This is a genomic window from Bradyrhizobium frederickii (assembly GCF_004570865.1).
GTDB classification, from domain to species: domain Bacteria; phylum Pseudomonadota; class Alphaproteobacteria; order Rhizobiales; family Xanthobacteraceae; genus Bradyrhizobium; species Bradyrhizobium frederickii.
Genome location: NZ_SPQS01000003.1, coordinates 144,072 through 165,170, shown reverse-complemented (window position 1 = coordinate 165,170; position 21,099 = coordinate 144,072). Strand labels below are relative to the sequence as shown.

Sequence of the window (21,099 nt, the reverse complement as noted above, 5' to 3'; positions counted from 1 at the left end):
CTCGCCAATATAATCATCTGCGCGCCGCGAGCCTAGACTGCTACTTCGCGGCCCTGCGATCGAGCGCGAGATTCAGCGCCAGAACGTTAACCCTGGGTTCGCCGAGCAGGCCGAGCAGACGGCCTTCGGTGTTGGCGGTCACGAGCTGCTTGACCTGATCCTCAGGCAGATTCCGCGCCTTTGCCACGCGCGGCACCTGGAATTGCGCCGCATCCGGCGAGATATCAGGGTCGAGGCCGCTGGCCGAGGTCGTCACCAGGTCGACCGGCACGGCCGCGTTCGGGTTCTCGCCCCTGAGCTTGTCCACATCTTCCTTGAGCCGGTCGGCCAGCGCCTTGCTGGTCGGGCCGAGGTTGGAGCCGCCCGAATTGGCGGCGTTGTAGGGCGCCGACACCGTCTTGGTCGAATCATTGGGGTCCGGCGCAAGCGTCGCCGAGAGACGGCCATGGAAGTACTTGTCGTCCTTGAACTCCTGCCCGATCAGGGCGGAGCCGATCACCTTGCCGTCCTTCTCGATGAGGCTGCCCTGCGCCTGCACGGGAAACAACGTGCCGGCAATGGCGGTCATCGCGAGCGGATAGGCAAGGCCGGTGATGGCGGTGAGCGCCAGCAAGAGGACGATGGCGGGGCGGATTTCTCTGAGCATTTGAAGCTTTCCTTTCTTTCGTCATTGCGCGCGAAGCGAAGCAATCCAGGGGCGTTCTTGGGAGGCAGTCTGGATTGCGTCGTCGCTTCGCTCCTCGCAATGACGGCGTTATGCCAAGTGCAAGGCAGTCACGACGAGATCGATCGCCTTGATGCCGATGAAGGGAATGACGATGCCGCCGAGGCCGTAGATCAAGAGGTTGCGCCGGAGCAACGCACCGGCACCGACCGCGCGATAGGCGACGCCCTTCAGCGCGAGCGGGATCAGCGCGATGATGATCAGCGCGTTGAAGATGATCGCCGACAGGATGGCGCTCTGCGGGCTCGACAGGCTCATGACGTTGAGCACGTTGAGCTGCGGGTAGAACGCCAGGAACATCGCCGGGATGATCGCAAAGTACTTGGCGACGTCGTTGGCGATCGAGAACGTCGTCAGCGCGCCGCGCGTCATCAACAGCTGCTTGCCGATCTCGACCACCTCGATCAGCTTGGTCGGGTTGGAGTCGAGGTCGACCATGTTGCCGGCCTCGCGGGCGGCCTGGGTGCCGGTGTTCATGGCGACACCGACGTCGGCCTGGGCGAGCGCCGGCGCGTCGTTGGTGCCGTCGCCGCACATGGCGACCAGCTTGCCCTTGGCCTGCTCGTCGCGGATCAGCTTGAGCTTGTCCTCGGGGGTTGCCTGCGCCAGGAAGTCGTCGACGCCGGCTTCCGCGGCGATGGCGGCGGCCGTCATCGGATTGTCGCCGGTGATCATGATGGTGCGGATGCCCATGCGGCGCAGCTCGGCGAAGCGCTCGCGAATGCCGCCCTTGACGATGTCCTTGAGCTGAACGATCCCGAGCAGCTTGCCGTCCCTGGCGACCGCCAGCGGCGTGCCGCCCGACTTCGACACGTCGTCGGCAATCGCCTGGATCTCGCGGCCGAGCTCGGAGAGCGCGGCAGGCTGCATCGCCCGGGCGGCGTTGCCGGAAGCGACCGCGGTCGGCGCGCCGCCGCCGACATAGTTCAGCATGGCATCGACCGCACCCTTGCGCACCGACGAGCCGCCGGCATCGACGCCGCTCATACGGGTCTGCGCGGTGAATGGGATGAAAGTAGCGCCCAATTCGGCCATGTCGCGGCCGCGGATGCCGTACTTCTCCTTCGCCAGCACGACGATGGAGCGGCCTTCCGGCGTCTCGTCCGCCAGCGAGGCAAGCTGGGCGGCATCCGCCAGCTCCTGCTCGCTCACCCCGCGCACCGGACGGAACGCGGTCGCCTGCCGGTTGCCGAGGGTGATGGTGCCGGTCTTGTCGAGCAGCAGCGTATCGACGTCGCCGGCGGCCTCGACGGCGCGGCCGGACATCGCCAGCACGTTGAAGCGCACCAGGCGGTCCATGCCGGCGATGCCGATGGCCGACAACAGCGCACCGATCGTGGTCGGGATCAGCGTCACGAACAACGCGACCAGCACGACCACCGAGATCGAGCCGCCGGCATAGGCCGCGTAGCTCGGGATGGTCACGGTGGCGAACACGAAGATGATGGTGAGGCCGGCGAGCAGGATGTTGAGCGCGATCTCGTTCGGTGTCTTCTGCCGCTCGGCGCCCTCGACCAGCTTGATCATGCGGTCGATGAAGGTCGAACCCTGGGCCGCCGTGATGCGGACGCGGATCCAGTCCGACAGCACCTGGGTGCCGCCGGTCACCGCCGAACGGTCGCCGCCGGATTCGCGGATCACGGGCGCGGACTCGCCGGTGATGGCGGCCTCGTTGACGGAGGCGACGCCCTCGACCACCTCGCCGTCCGAGGGGATGGTGTCGCCCGCCTCGACCAGCACGAGATCGCCGACCTTCAGGCTCGTGCCGGGCACGAGCTTGTAATCGCGGCTCGCGCCGCTCAGGAGTTTGGCCTGGCTCTCGGTCCGGGTCTTGCGCAGCGTCTCGGCCTGCGCCTTGCCCCGGCCCTCGGCCACTGCTTCGGCAAGGTTGGCGAACAGCACGGTGAACCACAGCCAGAGGATGATCTGGAAGGTGAATCCGAGATTTTCTCCCCCGGTCAGGAGATCGCGCAGGAAGATCACCGTAGTCAACGCAGCGACGATCTCGACCACGAACATGACCGGGTTCTTGATCATGGCGCGCGGATCGAGCTTGGCGAAAGCCGCGCCGATCGCCGGCATCACGATCCTGGGATCCAGCATCGCCGACACCGGCATGCGCTTGTTGGGTTTATGGACGGGTTCCATGGAGGTCTCTCCGAAAGAGCTGGATCAGAACAGGTTGCCGGCGTTCATCGCGAGATGCTCGACGATGGGACCGAGTGCGAGCGCCGGGAAGAACGTCAGACCGCCCATGATCAGGATGACGCCGACGACGAGGCCTACGAACAGGCCACCGGTGGTTGGGAACGTGCCCATCGACGGCGGGATCGATTTCTTCGCCGCGAGCGAGCCCGCGATCGCCATCGCCGGCACGATCATGAAGAAGCGGCCGACGAACATCGCGCTGGCGAGCGTGAGATTGTAGAAGAAGGTGTTGCCGGTGAGGCCGGCGAAGGCCGAGCCGTTGTTGGCCGTCCCCGAGGTGAAGGCGTACAGCACTTCGGTGAAGCCGTGCGGTCCGGCATTCGCCATGGAGGCGACGGCCGCCGGATAGACCACGCCGACGGCGGTCCAACCGAGAATCATCAGCGGCAGGACGAGAATGGCCAGCATCGCCATCTTGACCTCGCGCGCCTCGATCTTCTTGCCGACATATTCCGGAGTGCGGCCGACCATCAGGCCCGCAACGAAGATCGCGAGGACGACGAACAGCAGCATGCCGTACATGCCGGCGCCGACGCCGCCGACGATGATCTCGCCGAGCTGCATGTTGATCAGCGGGATCATGCCGCCGAGCGCGGTGAAGCTGTCGTGCATGGCGTTGACGGCGCCGCAGGAGGCGGCCGTGGTGATCACGGCGAACAGCGAGGACGCGACGATGCCGAAGCGGACCTCCTTGCCTTCCATGTTGCCGCCGGTCAGGCCCAGCGCGTGCATGGCCGAAGTGCCGTTGGCTTCGGCCCAATAGCAGACGCCGACGCCGGCGATGAACAGCAGGCCCATCACCGCGAGGATCGCCCAGCCCTGGCGCTGGTTGCCGACCATGCGGCCGAACACGTTGGTGAGCGCGGCACCGAGCGCGAAGATCGACAGCATCTGCACGAAGTTCGACAGCGCGGTGGGATTTTCGAAGGGATGCGCGGCGTTGGCATTGAAGAAGCCGCCGCCATTGGTGCCCAGCATCTTGATCGCGACCTGCGAGGCGACCGGGCCAACCGCGATGGTCTGCTTGGCGCCTTCGAGCGTGGTCGCCTCGACATAGGCCCCGAGCGTCTGCGGCATGCCCTGCCAGACCAGGAACAGCGTGTAGACGATGCAGATCGGCAGCAGGATGTAGAGCGTGCAGCGGGTCACATCGACCCAGAAATTGCCGACCGTGCGAGCAGAGGCGCGGGCAAAGCCGCGGATCAGCGCGACCGCGAGCACGATCCCCGTCGCCGCCGACAGGAAGTTCTGGTGCGTCAGGCCGACCATCTGGGTCAGATAGGACAGCGTGCTCTCGCCGCCGTAGTTCTGCCAGTTGGTGTTGGTGATGAAGGAGACCGCAGTGTTGAAGGACAGATCTTCGGCGACGGCGCCCTGCCCGGCCGGATTGAACGGCAGCACGGCCTGGAGCCGCATCACGCCGTAGATGATGAGGAAGCCGCCGACATGAAATAGCAGCATGGCGACCGTGTAGGTCAGCCAGTGCTGCTCCCGCTTCTCGTCGACACCGGAAATCCAATAGATGCCGGCCTCGATCGGACGCAGGACGGGCGACAGGAAGGTGGGGTCGCCGCCAAACACGCGCGTCATGTACCAGCCGAGCGGCTTGGTCAGCGCGACGACAATGACGCAAAAGAGAATGATCTGGAGCCAACCGATCACAGTCATGGAATCAACCCTTCAGGCCTGGTTCCCGACGCAGAAGCGGCAGGAGCACCGAAAGCAGGCAAGCGACGAGCACAGCGTCCGCCAGCAACAATTCGACGAGCAGCAGCACGGGTCAGAACCGTTCGGGCCGCAGCAGCGCGTAGGTGAGATAGAGCAGGAGGCCGAACGAGACGGCGCCGGCGAGCGTATAGTCGAAGATCATGGTCCGCTCCGTCACAGCCGTTCGCAGGCGTAGGTGTAGCCGATCGCGAGGGCGAAGAAGGCCAAGCCCAGTGCCAGCATCAGAAGGTCCATCATGACGATACTCCTCAGTTGAGACGTTTCCGGCATAGCCCGTCTCCGGATTCCGGCGGGCCGCTTGCTGCGATCGAAGGCGGCGCGGCCGGGAACTTCACCGCGCTGACTTGCCACCGCGCACATAGGTTTTCGAGATGGAGCCTATGGCGACGTTATAGGAATCTCATAAAGGGCGGCTCGCCATGACCGGCGGCGACGTGACACCGGCAAATGTATTCCAGGCGGTCGCCCGGCCGGCGGCGCAGCGGCGCGGCCCACCATCGCTCTCGCAATCGTGGTTACAGCAAGCCGTGGCCAAGGTCTTTTCAAAAAGCCCTTGTTCTATAAGTCCCCACCTTCGGCGGAAATGACAGTCGAAGATCCGGCGCGCCTGGACGGAAGACTCCGTGCACTTATGAAATCCCTATATCTCTCGCCCGATCCCTATCTCGTTTTCAAATGCCCTCCGGGCCATCTTGGGGAAGCCGGCCGACTGACCGACGCCACCTCCAGGAGGCCTGACATGACCGTTGCTCTCCGACACTGCGATCCGCCATCACTCGGCGACCGCTTGCGCAATGCGCCGGCGATGACGCGACCATTGATGATCGAGATCGTCGAAAAAGCCTGCCGGCGCATCCCCTCGCTCGGCCCGAACGAGCGTACGGCGCGTCTCACCCGCCTGATCGACGCCGAGGCATGGGCCGATGCGGCGCTGGCGCTGATGGAGCTGGAGCTGCCGATGTGGCAGGTTCGCCGCATCGCCTATGACGAGGGCGAGTGGCATTGCGCGCTCTCGCGCGAGCGAGAGCTGCCGGACTGGCTGGACGCCGCGGTCGAGGCGCGCCATGCCGACCTCGCGCTTGCGCTGTTGTCGGCGTTCCTCGACGTCCGGGCGCTGGCGGTTGACGTATCGCGGCCGAGCGTTCCTTCCGTCCGTCCCGTGCCGGATCCGCTCTACGAGCCGGTCGCCTGCGACAATTTCAGCTAAAGCATGATGCGATGAGGCCTGATTGCCGCAATGACGCAGGTGCACTCTCCTTCCCGCTTGCGGGAGAGGTGAACGCCCCTGCGGCAATCGGTTCAACCTAAAGCCACTCCGCTCTAGACCCGCCCGTCGGAGAGACGCCATGCCGCAAGCTCCGGACATGCCGCGCATGCTGAGCCCGTCGCGCGTGATCGCGCGATTCGCCGTCCGCCTCGTGCTGCTCATCGGCTTTGCCGCATTCGGCAGCGTTGGCTTCGGCCGGAGCCTCGCCGTCCTGCTCTGGATGTCGATCATCCTGTGCGCGCTCGCCAGCCTTGTCAGGCGGGAGCCGCTGTTCGGGGCTGCGCTCAATCATTGGGACGAGGCTGTCGCCTTCGGCGCGCTGTTCGCGCTGGTCCACGTCGTCAATAATCCGGCTTTATGATCTTCCTATGAGATCGCGGCTCACCCGCCCTCGAAATCATATTCGCGACTGAGGATATTGAGCGCGCCGGAGAGGACCTGCGTCCGAAGCCGGCGCCGTTCAGAAGGAATACATCCGTGAAACTCGTCGAACCTCCCTCGTGCAGCTCGCTTTCGACCATCGTCTTCATCGGCAGGAACAGCCGGGGACAATGGATCGCTCAGGAGCAGAACGGCCTTTATGGCGGCCTGTTCGTCAGCCGCGCCCAGGCATTCAAATATGCGCTGTTCGAGAACGGACAGCATCCGGAAACAATCGTCGAGCTGCCGCGCGAGATCGAGCTCGACATGGGCAAGAGCCCCAATACCATCGTCGCGCAGCGCGCCGCCTGAGCAAGCGCCAACAGGGGAAAATCATGCTGGTCCCTCCCGCTGCCTGGTTCACCGGATTCATTCCGGATCTGCCGACTCCATTCGACGCGGCAGATGCGATCGACCTGAAGGCATTCGCCGCACTGTGCGAGCGACAGGTCGCAGCCGGCGTGCCGGCCATCGTGGTCTGCGAGACGGCCGGGGAAGCACCGACGCTTTCGCCGGCCGAGCAGGAGCTCGTCATTCGCACCGCGGTCGATGTCGCTCGCGGCCGCGTTCGGGTCATCGCGGGCGCGGTATCCAACGCAACCAGCCGCGCGGTCGAGCTTGCGCGGCGCGCGGAAGCGGCCGGCGCCGATGCCGTCATGTCGGTCGTGCCCGCTTACAACAAGCCGATGCAGGAAGGCATGCTCGCGCATTTCCGCACCATCGCCGGTGCGACCGGATTGCCCGTGATCCTGCACGACAATCCCTCCCGCACGCTGCGGCCGCTCGCCGACGAGACGCTTCTGCGTCTGGTCGAGTCGCGCCAGTTCGTCGGCCTGCGCGATGGGAGCGGTGACATCACCCGTCCGATGCGACTGTCCCGCAACTTGCCGGCAAATTTTCGGCTTCTCTCCGGCGACGACACCACCGCATTCGGATTCATGGCGGACGGCGGCGACGGCGCGATCTCGGAAGTCGCCAACATCGCGCCGGATCTCTGCCGCACGATCTTCTCGCATCTCAGGCAGGGCCGGCTGCAATCCTCCCGTTATCTGCACAAGCGCCTGATCCCGCTCATCGGCTGCCTGGGCAGGGAAAGTCCGGCGGCGCTCAAATATGCACTCAGCGTCCTTGGCCTCATGTCGGCCGCGACCCGGCTTCCGATCGTGCCGCTGGACGCGGCCGCGCAGAGAGGCGTGGTGCGCGCATTCGCTGCGGTCGCCGACGAAGAATTGATCGACGGCGTCGGAGCCTGAGGCGGCGAGGCCGTCGGACTTGCATGCTCAATCCGGTCGATGGATCTGACAGGCTACTCCAGGCCTGGAAGCTGGCGCTGCTGCGCTTTGCCGTGACGCGGGACGAAGCCGACAGGCTCAACGTCGCAGCACTTGCGGCGGAGCTCGATCGCTTCGGCGGACGGCGCACCGACGAGACATTCCACTTCTTCCGGCGAGCCAGTTCCCAGCTCTGCGCGGCGATCAGCGGGCAGCCACAGAACGCGGCGGACATCCTGGAGCGGTTCTGCAAGCAGATCGAGGAGCCGCGGCTGCGCCTCGCCTTTGCCGCAGCGATGGGGATCACGCTTTCGAATCCTGCTCCGTCTCAGGCCGCGCGACCGCAGCGGAACCCGGATCTCTTCAGAGGGCTGCCGGCGCGCGGATCGGCATCTTTATGACATTCCTATGCGGGCGCACCTGCGCTCATCTCGCAATCCTACGCAACGATGGACATCATCAGCGGCATTGGCGCGGCGTCTCGCTGCGCCAAGGACAAGGACTTCCGCGATGTCGATCCTGACACATGGTATTGACCGGCCGTTCGCGGCCGAACGCACGATGCGCATCTCAGAGGCGCGCAAGGCCCAGCTCAAGCGCATCGCGCTCCATGCGCTTGCTCTGCTCTCGATGGGCAGCGTGCTCACCGCGCTGATCGCGCTGAGAACCGCAATTTATGTCTGGCGTCTCCCCGCCTGACCCGCGGGGCAGGCGTCATGACCTTGCAGATGTATGAGGAGGCCGCCATGGTCGCGATCGCCCTTCAAGCCGTTCATCGCCTGCCGGAATCGAGACCGATGGCGCCTGAGATCGGCGCGGCGACGGCACTCAGGCCGCTCGATCCCGATGTCGTCAGTGCCGCCATTCCAGCCTTTTTCATCGGACGCAACCGTGCCGGGCTCTGGGTGGCCCGCGAGGCGCGGGGCCGCTCCGGCGGTCTCTTCCTGTTCAAGAGCTCCGCGATCGATTTCGCCAATCGGTGGAGCGCTCCGGCACGATGCGCGCTGGTGTTTCCGGCCGAGACCTTCGAGCTCGATGTCCAGAACAAGGGCAATCCGCTGGTCGCGCTGGCGGCGCGATCGCTGAGCTGGGTCAGGCGGCGTGTGCCACGCCTTGCGAGGTGAACGACATGGTCGAGCTCAAGATCATCATGCTGGTCGCATTGATGGGCGCATTGCTGCTCGGAATGCGCGTCAGTGCGAAGCCGGCCTCGGATGGCTAGCATGCAGCTTCTCAAGGAAAATCTGGAGCAGATGGTCACCGTGACCATCCTGACGCTGACGCTGAGCCTGATCTGGGGCGCGATCCTGACGCTCGTGATCACGCTCGTGGCGCGCGGGCTCGGCGCCTAGCCCCTCGCTTCTCTTTCGATCAGCCGCGCCAATTCCGCCGCCGTGACCTCGATCGGGCGGCCGCTGCGCTCGACGCGAGCCTGGATCAGCGCACCCTGGAGCGCCGACGTGCAGAGCACGGCGAGCGTCTCCGCCCGCGGCCGGGCAAACCCGTCGGCCACCAGCTTGTCACGCAGGATGGATAGTCGCGCCGCATAGGCCTTGCGGCCGGCGTCGGACACGGCGCGCTCGCGCGGCGCAAGCTCGAGCAGCACGGTCGTGATCGGACAGCCATTGCGAAAGCCGGAGCCCTGCATCCAGCCTGAAAGCAGCCTCGCATGGGCGCGCAAGAGGTCGGCGGTCGAGCCGCACTCCGCCGCGAGCTTGGCGACCGTCGCCGCGACGCGGCGGCCCGCCTCCTCCACCGCCGCCACCGCGATCGAGGATTTTCCGTCCGGAAAGTAATGGTAGAGCGACCCTTTTGGCGCACCGCTGACGTCGACGATGTCGTTCAGCCCGGTCCGGGCAAAGCCCTGGCGGCGGAACAGCGTCACCGCGGCATTAATGATGGGCTGGCGGTGCTTGGGCACGGCCGGCATGGCGCTTTCCTCCTCGTACAAATTATATTGATTGGTCTACATCAGCCTCCGACAGTCAAGCCCGTCAGTGACAGGAGAGGCAAATGACAATGGGAGTGAGCTTCGAGGTGGAGGACGGCGTCGCGCGGATCGGGCTCGACGACGGCAAGGTCAATGTGATGTCGACCGCCATGCTGGCCGAGATCGGCGCCGCCTTCGACCGGGCCGAGACGGAAGCCGAGATCGTGGTGCTGCGCTCGGCGCGGCCCGGCATCTTCTCTGCCGGCTTCGATCTCAAGGTGTTCGCGTCGGGCGATGCCGCCAAGAGCCTGGAGATGGTTCGCGCCGGCGCCGAGCTTGCGCTGCGATTGATGTCGTTTCCGCATCCAACCGTCGGCGTGATGGAAGGTCACGCCTTTCCGATGGGGACGTTCCTGCTGCTCGCCTGCGACGTCAGGCTGGGCGCGCGCGGCCCGCACCGCATGGGGCTGAACGAGGTCGCGATCGGCATCGCGCCGCCGAGCTTTGCCATCGAGCTCGCACGCAGCCGCCTGCATCCGGCCTGGCTCAGCCGGACCGCCACGCTCGGTGAAATGTACGGGCCCGAGGAGGCGCTGACCGCAGGCTTCCTCGACCGCGTGGTTGCGCCGGACGCCATCGACGACGCGCTTGCGGACACCATCGCCGCGTTACGCGGCATCCACAGGCCATCGCATACGACTGCCAAGAAACGTCTGCGCCAGCCCGCGATGGACGCGATGCGTACGGCGATCGACCGTGAATTGACCCTGGCCGCCTACACGGCAAGCAACCGGGCCCGCAGCGCGGTGGCGATGCCCGGTTGAGGCCAGCTGCCCCCGCGGAAAAGACCCGGCCGATCTGGCGCAATTCCAGGGAAACGTGTAGAGCGTTTTCATGAGCACCAGCAACGTCAATGTCGTCGTCCACCCCCTGGTCCAGCACAAGCTCTCCCTGATGCGGGAGAAGGACCGCTCGACCAAGAGCTTTCGCGAGATCCTGAACGAGATCGGGATGCTGCTCTGCTACGAGGTGACGCGTGACCTGCCGCTGGAGCTGGTCGAGATCGAGACGCCGATCGCGCCGATGCGGGCGCCGAAGATCGCCGGCAAGAAGCTCACGCTGGCGCCGATTCTGCGCGCCGGCGTCGGTTTCCTCGACGGCATGCTGGCGCTGATGCCCTCGGCGCGCATCGCCCATATCGGGCTCTACCGCGACCCCGACACATTGCAGGCCGTGGAATATTACTTCAAGGCGCCGCAGGATCTGTCCGACCGCACCGTGATCCTGATGGACCCGATGCTGGCGACCGGCAACTCGGCCTGTGCCGGCGCCTCCCTGCTCAAGGCCCGCGGCGCCCGCGACATCCGCTTCGTGTGCCTTCTGGCCGCGCCCGAGGGCATCGCGCAATTCCAGAGCGAGCATCCCGACGTGCCGATCTGGACCGCCGCGATCGACGAGCGGCTCAACGACCACGGCTACATCGTGCCGGGCCTGGGCGATGCCGGCGACCGGATGTTCGGCACCAAGTAGACAGTTTGGCATGATCGGGTTACTCCGGTTGCCATGAGTGCCAATGCGTTGTCGCTGCAATCGCTGATCCGGGCCGAGGCCGCCGCCGATCCCGCCTTCGTATTCGGCGGCACGCCGGTCTCGCGCGCGGAATTCGCAGGAAGAATCGAGCAGACCGCCGCCTGGCTCGCAGCGCAAGGCATCGGCAAGGGGGACGTCGTCGCGGTCTGGCTGGTCAACCGGATCGAATGGATCGCCCTGCTGTTCGCCGCCGCCCGATGCGGTGCGATCGTCGCCGCCGTCAATACGCGCTACCGGAGTGCGGAAGTCGCGCATCTGCTGCGCTTGTCCGGCGCCCGGCTGATGGTGGTGGAGGCCGCATTCCGCTCGATCGATTTTGCTGCGATCCTTGCCGGGATCGCCGAACACGAGGTCCCCGCGCTGCAACGGCTCGCGGTGGTCGGCGCAGATGCGATCCCGGCGCATTGGCCCTGCGTGCGCTTCGATGCCTTCGACAGGTCCTATCCGCCCGCTCCGCCGGCCGAGGACGACATCGACCAGCCGGTGCTGCTCTACACCACGTCGGGCACCACCAAGGGGCCGAAGCTGGTGGCGCATTCGCAGCGGACGCTGGCGAGCCATGCCGTCTCCGTCGCCAAGGCGCTTCGGCTCGATCCACGGCGTCACGCGCTGCTGGCCATGCTGCCGTTCTGCGGCACGTTCGGCATGACGAGCCTGCTCGGCTTCATCGCGGCCGGTGCAACCATTCATGTGCTTGATGCCTTCGAGGCGGCACCGGCGCTCGAGATCCTCCGCGGGCACGGCATCACGCACGCCTTCGGCTCCGACGAGATGTTCCGGCGCATTCTCGCCCTCACCGATGCGCCGCGCCCGTTCCCGCATCTGGAAATCTGCGGGTTCGCCGCGTTCCAGCCCGGCTGGCGCGAGCTTGCCGCGGAGGCCGAGACGCGCGGCCTGCCACTGTTCGGGCTCTACGGGTCGAGCGAGGTCCAGGCCCTGTTCGCGATCGCCCGACCCGGCGATGCCTTCGCCGATCGCATCGAGGGCGGCGGCTGGCCGATGTCACCCGACGCAAGAGTGCGCGTGCGCGACACCGAGACCGGCGAGCTTGCGGCCAGCGGCGTATCCGGCGAGATCGAGATCAGCGCGCCGTCACGCTTCCTTGGCTATTTCCACAACCCGGATGCGACGCGCGAGGCGATCACCGCGGACGGCTTCTTCCGCACCGGCGACATCGGCCGGCTGCGCGGCGACGGCTCCTTCGTCTACGAGACCCGCGCCGGCGATGCCATGCGGCTCGGCGGCTTCCTGGTCGCGCCCGGCGAGATCGAGGATGAGATCAAATCCTGTGCCGGCGTGAGCGATGCCCAGGTGGTTGCGGTCGATCTGAAGGGCCAGGCGCGCTGCGTCGCGTTCGTGATCCCCGCAAGGGAGCCGCCGATGCAGGAGCGGTTGATCGCGCATCTGCGCGAGCGGCTCGCGGCCTACAAGGTACCGACGCGAATCTATTTCGTGGACGCCTTTCCCGTCACCGACAGCGCCAACGGCGTCAAGATCCAGCGCGCCAGGCTGCGCGCCATGGCGATGGAGCGGATCGCCGCCGAATAGCCTGAGCTATTTCAGGTAGCTCGCGAGATTGATGCTCAGGATCTTGGCGAGGGCGGAATAGGACGCGGTGAGCTGTGCCTCGTAAGTCGAAAGCTGCGCCGTGATGGCGGCGACATCGACGCCGGTGAGGTCGTTCGACAGCGTCTCGGCATAGCTCTTGTAGTCGGTCTGGCGGGCGCTCGCCGTCTCGATCGAGGATGCCGCATTCGACAGCCGGGCCTGCACCGCCGCGGTGTCGTCGAGCGCCGTGCCGGCGAGATCGAGCGCACTGGAAATGTCCGAAGACGACAGCGTGGTGCTGCTTGCGACGAACTTCAATACGCGCATCACCTCCTCGAACGCCGAATTGTCGGCGGTGACGCCGTACGATACCGTCTGGTCGGCCGCAACGCGCACCGAAGCGATCTCGTCGTCTCCCTTGTAATAGCTCGTGTCGGCCGTGGTGGTGGATCCCACGCCGGACGAGAAGCTGGTCAGATCGACCGGCGCCGTATCGGTCTTGTCGCCGGCGAACACGTACTGGCCGTCATATTGCGTGTTCATCAGCGAGCCCATCTCCTGCAACATCTGCTGGGCGGTGGTGATCACCGAATTGGTCTCGGTCGAGCTTCCGGTGGAAGCGGCGCTGAGCTGGGAACGGAGCTGGGTGAGAATGTCGGTCATGGAGCCGATGGCCGAATACATCACCTGGATCCTGCTGTCGGCGAGCGTTGCGGCATCGACATAGGACTGCGCACGCGTGACCGAGACCTGAAGGTTGACGACGTGCTGCGCGTCCGAGCCGTAGCCGCCGAAATCGGTCGAGACCACGCCCGTCGATTCCTGGATCTGCTTGTTGGCCATGACCGATTCCACGCGCATCGCGTCGGCGATCATCCTGTTCGACTGCGCGAAGGTGGCGACCCGCATCGCGACCATGAGCGTGGCTCCGGCTGTTATGACTGAACGGCGGACAGCAGCGCCGAATACATGGTGTTGACGGCCTGGATCAGCGCCGACGCCGCGCTGTACTTGTTTTGAAGCGTGGTGAGCTTGGCGGATTCCTCATCGAGGTTGACGCCGGATTGCGACGCCAGCGAATCCGCATAGGTCGATTGTGCGGTTTCCTTTGCCGTGTAAGCGGCGGACGCCTGCGAGGCCTTGCTGGCCACGTCCGACACGATAGCCGAGGCATAGTCGGCCAGGGAACCGGTGGTGGCCGCAAGGCCGCCGCTGGATGCGAAGGTCCGGGATTCCGTCAGCGCATCGTAGAAGGCGTTGACCACGGCGGCCGAGCCGGACGACAGCACGCTGCTGCCGACCGTCAGGGTCGACGAGGAATCCAGCGTCGCGAGCTGGATCTCGTTCGTCCCGGACAGGATCTTGCTGTTGACCGCGATATCCGCCGCGCTCGTTCCCGTCACGAGATCATTGAGACCGAAATAGTCCGAAAACCCCTCCCCGGCGCTTCCGACCGAGCTCGTCATCTCGTTGATGGCGACGCCATTGCCCGAGCCGGTCGCCGTGATCGAGAGATGGCCGTCCGCGTCGACCGACGCCGACAATCCGGAAATGCCGTTGATGGCGGTGACGAGATCGCCGACCGTGGAATAGGACGACAGATCGAGATCGCCGTACGAAACCAAATTGCCGCTCTGGTCGGTGACAGCAAGGCGTACGGTGCCCGAGGCGGACAGCGCCGTGGCGCTGGTGACGCCGGTCGTCCCGGTGAGGCTCGTTGGCGCCGGCACCGCGGATGCGCTGTTCGAGACGCTGTTCATCACCGATGCAAGCTGCTGGGCAAGCTGGTCGAGCTGGGACTGCGCGTCCGGCAGCGTCTCGTCGCGCAGCGTGATGAGCGCGCCGATGTCTCCGCCCGATATCTGCGAGGTAATGTCGACGCCGTTCACCGTGATCGCGCTGAAGCCGCTCGACGAGGAACCGGCGGTGTAGGTCGTGGACGCCGTCACATTGGAAGCGGCCGTATAGCTGATCGTATGCGCGGAGCTGTCGACCAGCGCCTGGCCTGATTTGGTGTAGATCTGGATATCGCCGTTCGATGCGGTGAAGTAGTTGACGTTCATCTGCGAGGCAAGGTCCTGCAGCGCGGTGTTACGCTGGTCCTCGAGGTCCGCGGTCGACTGGCCCGCCGCCGCCGTCTGCTTGATCTGGGCGTTCAGATCCGCGATCTGCTGCAAGTCGGCATTGACGTCGTCGATCGCCGACGAGATGTCCTGGTCGGCGTCGGCGCGCAGCTTCTGGATGCTGCTCGACGTCTCCCGCAACTGACTTGCGACGTCATCGAGCGCGCTGACGACGTTGGACTGCAGAGAGGCGCTGCTCGGCGAGCTCGACAGCGACGACAATGCCGATTCCAGCGAGGCGATAGTGTTGGCGAGCGAGGTCCCGGTTGACGAGCTGTCGGTGCTGCTGGTCGAGCCATAGAGCTTTCCGAGCGAGGTCAGGTAGGTATTTGTCGTGTCGGCCGATCCGAGCTCCGAGGTCGCGGCGACCAGCGATTTCAGCAGCAGCTTGTCGACGGTCGAGGTGATGCCCGTCACCGTGACGCCGGTGCCGACGCCGGCGGTCACGCTGCTCGACTGGTTCGCGGTCTTCACCGTATAGCCGGTCGTGTCGGCGTTCGAGATGTTCGACGACGTCACGCTGATCTGCACGGACGTGGCCGAGAGCCCACTGAATGCGATGGATCGCGCGATATCGAGTGACATTGCGGGCTCCTCTGCTCGTCAGGCGCTGCGGCTGGTGCCGCTGGAAACCGCACGAGCGGCGAGCCGGCCGGAGGCGCCATAGGGCGACACCGCCGCGATCTGCTCGCGGATCGCCTGCATGACGGCCTCGATCCGGCGGTTGCTGGCCTCGATCGCCGCCCGCAGGCGCAGCAGGTTCTCGTCCATGGCAGCGCGCAGCTTCAGGATCCGCTCCAGCAGCTGTTCGCGCAGCATCCGGTCCCTGACGTTCAGGCTCGTGGTGCCCGCCGCGCATTCGGCCACAATGCGCTCGAACATTTCCGCCAGGCGGCTCTTCTCGTCGACCTGCTTGAGGCGCGAGGCGGGCAGGCCCTTGGCGAGCTCTGCATTCTCCGCCGCGACCAGCGCGGTCAGCGTATCGATCAGCGCGATCAGCGACTCGATCCGGGCATCGCTGGTCCCGGTGGCTTGGCTGTTGGCCTGATTCTTGGCTTTGCTCTTGGTTTGGACTGCGGTCATCGTCATCGCCTTCTTCTAATTATGCGGCTTGCCGCGGCCGGCCTGCGAGTTGCGCAGATAGGCGCCGATCGCGGTCGTCCTGACGGTTGCCTGCTTCATCTGGCCTTCGATCTCCGCGCATTCGCGCAGGAGGCCGCGGCGGACCATCTCGAAATCGTCGAGCAGCGCGAGCAGCTGCTTGCGGTCGCCACTGCCAACCGATGCGGCCCTCGCCACCAAACGCCGCAACCGACGCAGCAACGCTTCTCCGGCAGCGCTCGCGCTTTCGCCGTGCATCGCTCACCTCATCGCCGAGATCAGGGTGTCGTACATCTTGTTGACGGTGGAGATGACCTGGGACGCCGCGGAATAGGCCTGCTGCGCCGAGATCATGCTCGAGAACTGGCTGGAAGTGTCGGTGGTCGAGGATTCCAGCTCGCTGCCGTAGATCGTGCCCGCGCCGTTCTCGCCGGAGGCCTGTAACGCCGCATTGCCTGACGTCACGGTCGCCGAATAAATGCCGTTGCTGGAGGCGGCCAGCCCGTTGGGATCGGCGAAGGTCGCGACCGCGATCTTGTAGATGGCAATGGTCTGGCCGTTGGAATAGGTGGCGTCGACGACGCCGTTCTTGCCGATCGAGACGCTGGACAGCTTGCCATAGGATAGACCGTCCGAATCGATGCTGGTGACGTTGACCGACGGTGTGGTCTCACCGGAGGCGTATTGGGTCAGGCCGTCGGTGCCGCCGACCGTGCCGAGATCGAGCGTGATCGCGCTGTTGGCGGCGCCGTCGGTCCAGCCCGTCACGGTGACGGTCGCGGGATCCGGGCTCGTGCTGGCCAGCGATCCGTCGCTGTTGAAGGTGATGCCGATCGTGCCCGAGGCCGTGCCTGTCGCGGTCGTCGTATCGGAAGCGGAGCTCGGATTGGCGAAACTGGCACTCCAGCTGTTGGTGCCGGTCTTGCTCCAGGTGATCTGCATCGTGTTTGCGGCACCGAGCGAATCGTAGACCGTCATCGAGCTGGTGTAGGTATCGCCGGTGGCGGCATCCGACGGCAGGTTCGCCGCGATGGTGGTCTTGGTGGTGGCGCTGCCGCTGGTCGCGGCGACCTGGGTGTTGATCGCGGCGAGATTGCTCGCCGATTCACTGCCGATGACGTTGCCGTCCGCGTCGGTACGCCAGCCCTCGAGGTAATAACCATTGTTCTCGAGATAGCCGGCGTTGTTGATCGTGAAGGCGCCGTTGCGGGTATAGGCGGCGGTGCCGCCGGACGTGGCGTCGGTCACCACGAAGAAGCCCGAGCCCTGGATCGCGACGTCGGTCGCGTTGGAGGTCGCGGCGAGCAGCCCCTGCTGGGTGATGTTGGCGCGACCCGAAACGGTGACGCCGCCCGAGGCGTAGGAGGTCGTGTTGCTGGAGGCCGTCACCAGCGCGTCGAACATGGCCGACGTCGTCTTGTAGCCGGTCGTGTCGGAGTTGGCGATGTTGTCGCTGATCATCGACAGGGACTGGCTCTGGGCGCTGAGCGCCGAGATCGCCGAGGACAATGCACCGGTGAGACTCATGATGAAACTCCGAGGAAATCGCGACGTTGAGATCCGGATTTGGGATCAAGACTTGGGATCAGGGGTCAGGAGGTGACGCCGAGGATGTTCGCGGCGCTGACGGCGACGCCGTTCACCGTGAGCGAGGGCGTGGAGGTCGAGGTGTCGATGCCGGTCACCGTGCCGGTGACGGTGGTGTAGTTGAGCACCGAGTTGCCGGCAGAGTTGGTCGCGGTCACCGAGATGGTGTACTGGCCGCCATCGGAGAGCTGGTTGCCGCTGGAATCCTTGCCGTCCCAGGTGAAGCTGTTGGTGCCGGCATTTCCCGTTCCGGTGCCGGTGTAGACGACGTTCCCGGACGAGTCCGAGACGCTGATCGAGACGTCCGATGCGGCTGAGGACAGCGAGTAGCCGAAGGTCACCGAGCCGTTGCTGAGCGTCGACGTGTCGGCCTTCGCCTCGACGGTGTGACCGATATAGTTCACCGAGTTCAGCGTCACGAGGCTCGAGAACGAACCCGCGAGCGAAGTGAGACTGGAGTTGATTGACTGCTGGGAGGTGAAATTGGCGTAGGAGGTGAGCTGATTGACGAGGTCGGTGGTCGAAGTCGCATTCAGCGGATCCTGGTTCTGAAGCTCGCTGACCAGCAGGCTGAGAAAGTCGCTGGACGTCAGTGTCGACGAGGACGACGTGCTCGACGACGACGATGTCGTGGTGGTCGCAGTCGTTGCAGAACTCACGGCGGAAACGGTCATCAGAAGCTCCGGCTTTCTCGCGCCGCCGGCGACCAGATGGCCCGGCGCGCTTGAAATCTGTGTGCTGATGAAACGGGTGGGCGCGCGAATTCAGGCGCGGATTCACCCGCGTGGAAACGGCTTTCGACACGGCAAAATCTGCCGTGTGCGCGCGCTAGAATGCGATGATCCGATTAGTCCGTTGCTGCGGCGTAGCCACACCACAACTCGCTTGCGCGCGAGCAACGCATACGAGGCGAGTGCCGAGAGCATTGACGCCTTGCGGCACGGCACGAAGAACGTGGCTGCCCGGGACAAGCCCCGGGGATGACAGAGTCTCGTGGTCAATGTCAGAAAGAAGCCGTTCAGCTCTCGGCTGTCTCGCCTTCCGTGCGGGGCTCGGCGGCGTCGTCCTTCATTTTGGCCGCGGCGGCGACGATGCGGTCGGCGAGGCCCGCGGGCGCGCGGACCAGGGGGGCCGCGAGCGCGCGGCGCACGGCGCGCGCTTCTTCCAGCAGGGCCTGCGCAGCGGATGATCGCGCCAACAGCTCCTCGGCGGGCACACGCCGATCGTCGGGCCAGAGCGAGAGATCCTCGCCCAGCCGGTCGATCAGTTCCTCAAACTCGGTGACGTCCATCGCCCCCCGGTCCCGCCTTGGTCCGGCCCGTCATAAAGCATTGCGCGAGTGCCGGAAACCGGATTCGGGCAGGTTTTGGCGCCAAAAGACCCCGCAGCACTACGGAAAAGCGCGAAACGGGAGGCGGACGTCGACGTCCGCCCTCCCTCTTCCAATCGGAGAGAACCGCCGCCTCAGCCCCTGCGCACCGAATCGGCCGGGACCGCCGTCCCGCCACGCGCGGTCGTATCGACGAACTCCCAGGCCTCCCGAAGCTCGGCGAGCCCTGCGATGATGCGTCCGAAATTCGCGCGCGCATGCGGGCGGCCGAACGCCTTGAGGCTTGCCAGGATCATCGCGTTGTAGGTCTGGAACACCTGTTCCGCCACCGTGCCGCCATTGGGGAAGTCGAGATTGTGGCTGAGCCCGCGCAGGATTGCGGTCGCCCTCATCAGGTATTCGTGCCCTTCCTCGAAGCGGCGCGCTTCCTGCGCCGCCAGCGATTTCTGAAGAAAGGTGATGGCTCCGCCCAGCAGCATCGAAACCGCCTTGAGTGGCGGCACGCTCGTTGCCGCGCCCCGGTAGGCCTGGTTGGCCATGTACGCCATCTGGTTATGCATCATCGGTCACTCTGTCTCACACGATCAATCGCTCGAGGAGCTGTTCAGCAGCGCCTTGAGATAGGTCAGGGTGCTGTTGGCGCTCTCGATCGCCGCCTGGTACTTTGCGTATTGGGTCTGGAGCTGCGATTGCAGCGTCGCGGCCGCGCTGTTGATGTCGTCGACCTTCTGCTGAAGATCGTCGTCGCGCGTGGTCAGATTGGTGATCAGCGTCTGCAGCACCCCGGTCGAGGACGAGTAGTTCTTCGCGATCTGGTAGAGCTGCGTCGCAATGCCCGAGGTCGACGTCACGGTGATCGATTGGGAAGTCGACCCGCTGTATGTGAAGGCCATGCCGGAATAGATCGAGCCGGCGGCGCCGATGATGGTGGTCCCGCTGACCGTGAACAGCGTCGAATCGCCGCCGACCGACGCCGAGGCGAGGTTACCGTCGGCATCGACCGTCAGATCCAGGGTGAAGGATTGCGGCGACGTGCCCGTGTTGACGACGCTGAGCTGGCTCGACGACGTCGTCGTCTGTGCCGACAACAGCTTGGTCACGCCGCTCAGATTCGTGCTCAGGATGTCCGACAGCGTCGAGGTGTCGAGCTCCAGCTCGTTGCTCTCGTTGAACGACAGGCCGAGATCGGCCATCGTCATGCCCCCCACGGTGCTGTTCAGAGCGTTCTGGAGCGCATCCATGATGTTGCGCATGGTTCCGTCGCCGAACAGGACCGCGCTGGAGTCCGCCGTGCCATCCGTCGCGGTCGCCTGCTGGGCGATGACCTCGTCGCGAAAGGTATTGTAGTTCGTGACGAAGGTCTCCAGCGCCGATTGGATCTGGCTGGTGTCGGTCTCGATGCTGATGTTCAGCGAGGTTCCGTCCGGGGTCGCCTGAAGCAGGCTAAAAGTGACCCCGCTGAGAACGTCGGTGATGTCGTTGGTATCGCGGGTCATCGCGATGCCGTCCAGCGTGAATTCGGCCGACTGCGCCTGCTGGATGACGTTGGTGAAGCTTCCCGAGCTGTCGGTCACGCCGAGCTCGTTCATGACGTCGTCGCCGGACGTGCTGGAATAGGTGATGTCGGCCGCGTCCGCGGTGCCGGTCAGCACCATCTGGTATGACGTGCTGGACACCTGCACGATGGAAGCCTGGACGTTGGTGGTCGAGGTCTGCGCATTGATGGCATCGACGACGTCCTGGAGCGACATCGTGCCGGTGACGGTGATGTCGGATGTGCTGCCGCCCTCCAGGCCGATGGAAAACGTGCCGGAAAAGCCAAGTTCGTCGGTCTGGCTCGATTGCGCGGTGCCGACCACCTTCTGTGCGGCGGCGAGCTGGCTGATCGTCAGCGTGTGGTCGCCGGTCGCCGCTCCGCTCTTGATCGTCATGGACAGCGCCGAGGAGGCGCTGACGTCCCCTGTCGAGCCGATGCTCGCGGCGCGCGTGGCAAACGCGCTGGTGGAGAGCGAGTTGACCACCGCGGTCGACAGCGACGCCAATCCCGAATACAGCGTCTTCAGATCGCTCTGGAGCGTCTGATAGGCCGAGATCTTGGCCTCGTTGTTCGTAATCGTGGTCGAGATCGTATCCGCCTGCGCGGTCTTGGCGTCGACGGCGGACTGGATCAGCGCCGACCAGTCGATGCTGCTCGAATTGGTGGTCCCGCTCGTGGTGACGGTTACACCCGAACTTGTGCTGCTGGTGCTCGAACTGACGGAAGCCACTTTGC

At 65.3% G+C, this 21,099-nt stretch carries 25 protein-coding genes; 11 read left to right on the top strand and 14 right to left on the bottom strand.

All coding sequences use genetic code 11. The annotated features are described in order from the left end of the window. Positions 1–40: 40 nt before the first annotated feature. The 4 genes from E4K64_RS06315 to E4K64_RS06300 form a co-directional block, all read right to left on the bottom strand. On the bottom strand, positions 41–646 hold the full coding sequence (locus tag E4K64_RS06315; protein ID WP_135162686.1) for a K(+)-transporting ATPase subunit C: 606 nt from the start codon (positions 644–646) through the stop codon (positions 41–43). Positions 647–754: 108 nt separating this feature from the next. After that, positions 755–2,872: a potassium-transporting ATPase subunit KdpB gene (gene kdpB / locus E4K64_RS06310; protein ID WP_135162685.1), complete on the bottom strand. Its 2,118-nt coding sequence runs from the start codon at positions 2,870–2,872 to the stop codon at positions 755–757. Positions 2,873–2,896: 24 nt separating this feature from the next. After that, entirely contained in the window at positions 2,897–4,600 is a 1,704-nt protein-coding gene (gene kdpA / locus E4K64_RS06305; RefSeq protein WP_135162684.1) for a potassium-transporting ATPase subunit KdpA, read from the bottom strand. 112 nt (positions 4,601–4,712) lie between these two features. Then, complete coding sequence (locus tag E4K64_RS06300; protein WP_126255114.1) at positions 4,713–4,802, bottom strand: K(+)-transporting ATPase subunit F; 90 nt, start codon at positions 4,800–4,802, stop codon at positions 4,713–4,715. Between the two features lie 597 nt (positions 4,803–5,399). Between E4K64_RS06300 and E4K64_RS06290 the strand changes: the two genes are divergently transcribed. The 8 genes from E4K64_RS06290 (at position 5,400) to E4K64_RS41610 (ending at position 8,970) form a co-directional block, all read left to right on the top strand. Beyond that, on the top strand, positions 5,400–5,867 hold the full coding sequence (locus E4K64_RS06290) for a hypothetical protein (protein ID WP_167771841.1): 468 nt from the start codon (positions 5,400–5,402) through the stop codon (positions 5,865–5,867). Positions 5,868–6,006: 139 nt separating this feature from the next. Continuing rightward, positions 6,007–6,288, top strand: a complete 282-nt coding sequence (locus E4K64_RS06285; protein ID WP_167771840.1) for a hypothetical protein — start codon at positions 6,007–6,009, stop codon at positions 6,286–6,288. Positions 6,289–6,404: 116 nt separating this feature from the next. After that, entirely contained in the window at positions 6,405–6,659 is a 255-nt protein-coding gene (locus E4K64_RS06280; protein ID WP_167771839.1) for a hypothetical protein, read from the top strand. A 23-nt stretch (positions 6,660–6,682) separates the two neighbouring features. Beyond that, a complete protein-coding gene (dapA, locus tag E4K64_RS06275; RefSeq protein ID WP_135162681.1) occupies positions 6,683–7,600 on the top strand; it encodes a 4-hydroxy-tetrahydrodipicolinate synthase in 918 nt (305 codons plus the stop codon). Between the two features lie 23 nt (positions 7,601–7,623). After that, positions 7,624–8,019, top strand: coding sequence for a hypothetical protein (locus E4K64_RS06270; protein ID WP_135162680.1), 396 nt, complete (start codon positions 7,624–7,626; stop codon positions 8,017–8,019). Positions 8,020–8,128: 109 nt separating this feature from the next. Beyond that, positions 8,129–8,317 carry a hypothetical protein gene (locus E4K64_RS06265; protein WP_135162679.1) on the top strand — a complete coding sequence of 63 codons (189 nt, stop codon included), beginning with the start codon at positions 8,129–8,131 and terminating at the stop codon, positions 8,315–8,317. Positions 8,318–8,334: 17 nt separating this feature from the next. Continuing rightward, the gene (locus E4K64_RS06260) at positions 8,335–8,742 is read left to right on the top strand and encodes a hypothetical protein (RefSeq protein WP_135162678.1); all 408 of its coding nucleotides are present in this window, start codon (positions 8,335–8,337) and stop codon (positions 8,740–8,742) included. A 99-nt stretch (positions 8,743–8,841) separates the two neighbouring features. Continuing rightward, positions 8,842–8,970 (top strand): hypothetical protein, encoded by a 129-nt coding sequence (locus tag E4K64_RS41610; protein WP_283812314.1) that lies wholly within the window; start codon positions 8,842–8,844, stop codon positions 8,968–8,970. Here the strand turns inward: E4K64_RS41610 and E4K64_RS06255 are convergent. After that, complete coding sequence (locus E4K64_RS06255) at positions 8,967–9,548, bottom strand: TetR/AcrR family transcriptional regulator (protein ID WP_135162677.1); 582 nt, start codon at positions 9,546–9,548, stop codon at positions 8,967–8,969. The genes E4K64_RS41610 and E4K64_RS06255 overlap by 4 nt on opposite strands. Positions 9,549–9,631: 83 nt before the next feature. Between E4K64_RS06255 and E4K64_RS06250 the strand changes: the two genes are divergently transcribed. The 3 genes from E4K64_RS06250 to E4K64_RS06240 all read left to right on the top strand — a co-directional run bounded on the left by E4K64_RS06250 (position 9,632) and on the right by E4K64_RS06240 (position 12,686). Further along, complete coding sequence (locus E4K64_RS06250) at positions 9,632–10,372, top strand: crotonase/enoyl-CoA hydratase family protein (RefSeq protein WP_135162676.1); 741 nt, start codon at positions 9,632–9,634, stop codon at positions 10,370–10,372. A gap of 70 nt (positions 10,373–10,442) precedes the next feature. After that, entirely contained in the window at positions 10,443–11,078 is a 636-nt protein-coding gene (gene upp, locus E4K64_RS06245; protein WP_135162675.1) for a uracil phosphoribosyltransferase, read from the top strand. Between the two features lie 33 nt (positions 11,079–11,111). Further along, a complete protein-coding gene (locus E4K64_RS06240; RefSeq protein ID WP_135162674.1) occupies positions 11,112–12,686 on the top strand; it encodes an AMP-binding protein in 1,575 nt (524 codons plus the stop codon). Positions 12,687–12,692: 6 nt separating this feature from the next. On the opposite strand, the gene E4K64_RS06235 is transcribed toward E4K64_RS06240, so the two are convergent. The 9 genes from E4K64_RS06235 to fliD all read right to left on the bottom strand — a co-directional run bounded on the left by E4K64_RS06235 (position 12,693) and on the right by fliD (position 21,094). Continuing rightward, the gene (locus tag E4K64_RS06235; protein ID WP_135162673.1) at positions 12,693–13,604 is read right to left on the bottom strand and encodes a flagellin; all 912 of its coding nucleotides are present in this window, start codon (positions 13,602–13,604) and stop codon (positions 12,693–12,695) included. Positions 13,605–13,621: 17 nt separating this feature from the next. After that, complete coding sequence (gene flgK / locus E4K64_RS06230) at positions 13,622–15,394, bottom strand: flagellar hook-associated protein FlgK (protein ID WP_135162672.1); 1,773 nt, start codon at positions 15,392–15,394, stop codon at positions 13,622–13,624. An 18-nt stretch (positions 15,395–15,412) separates the two neighbouring features. Next, entirely contained in the window at positions 15,413–15,898 is a 486-nt protein-coding gene (locus E4K64_RS06225) for a flagellar protein FlgN (RefSeq protein ID WP_430642469.1), read from the bottom strand. 9 nt (positions 15,899–15,907) lie between these two features. Further along, entirely contained in the window at positions 15,908–16,168 is a 261-nt protein-coding gene (locus E4K64_RS06220) for a hypothetical protein (protein WP_135162671.1), read from the bottom strand. Between the two features lie 3 nt (positions 16,169–16,171). Then, positions 16,172–17,437 (bottom strand): flagellar hook protein FlgE, encoded by a 1,266-nt coding sequence (gene flgE / locus E4K64_RS06215; protein WP_135162670.1) that lies wholly within the window; start codon positions 17,435–17,437, stop codon positions 16,172–16,174. A 65-nt stretch (positions 17,438–17,502) separates the two neighbouring features. Then, positions 17,503–18,171 (bottom strand): flagellar hook assembly protein FlgD, encoded by a 669-nt coding sequence (locus E4K64_RS06210; protein ID WP_135162669.1) that lies wholly within the window; start codon positions 18,169–18,171, stop codon positions 17,503–17,505. Between the two features lie 344 nt (positions 18,172–18,515). Continuing rightward, positions 18,516–18,788 carry a hypothetical protein gene (locus E4K64_RS06205; protein WP_135162668.1) on the bottom strand — a complete coding sequence of 91 codons (273 nt, stop codon included), beginning with the start codon at positions 18,786–18,788 and terminating at the stop codon, positions 18,516–18,518. A gap of 173 nt (positions 18,789–18,961) precedes the next feature. Next, complete coding sequence (locus E4K64_RS06200; RefSeq protein WP_135162667.1) at positions 18,962–19,390, bottom strand: flagellar export chaperone FliS; 429 nt, start codon at positions 19,388–19,390, stop codon at positions 18,962–18,964. 21 nt (positions 19,391–19,411) lie between these two features. Beyond that, on the bottom strand, positions 19,412–21,094 hold the full coding sequence (gene fliD / locus E4K64_RS06195) for a flagellar filament capping protein FliD (RefSeq protein ID WP_167771838.1): 1,683 nt from the start codon (positions 21,092–21,094) through the stop codon (positions 19,412–19,414). Between the last annotated feature and the right edge of the window lie 5 nt (positions 21,095–21,099).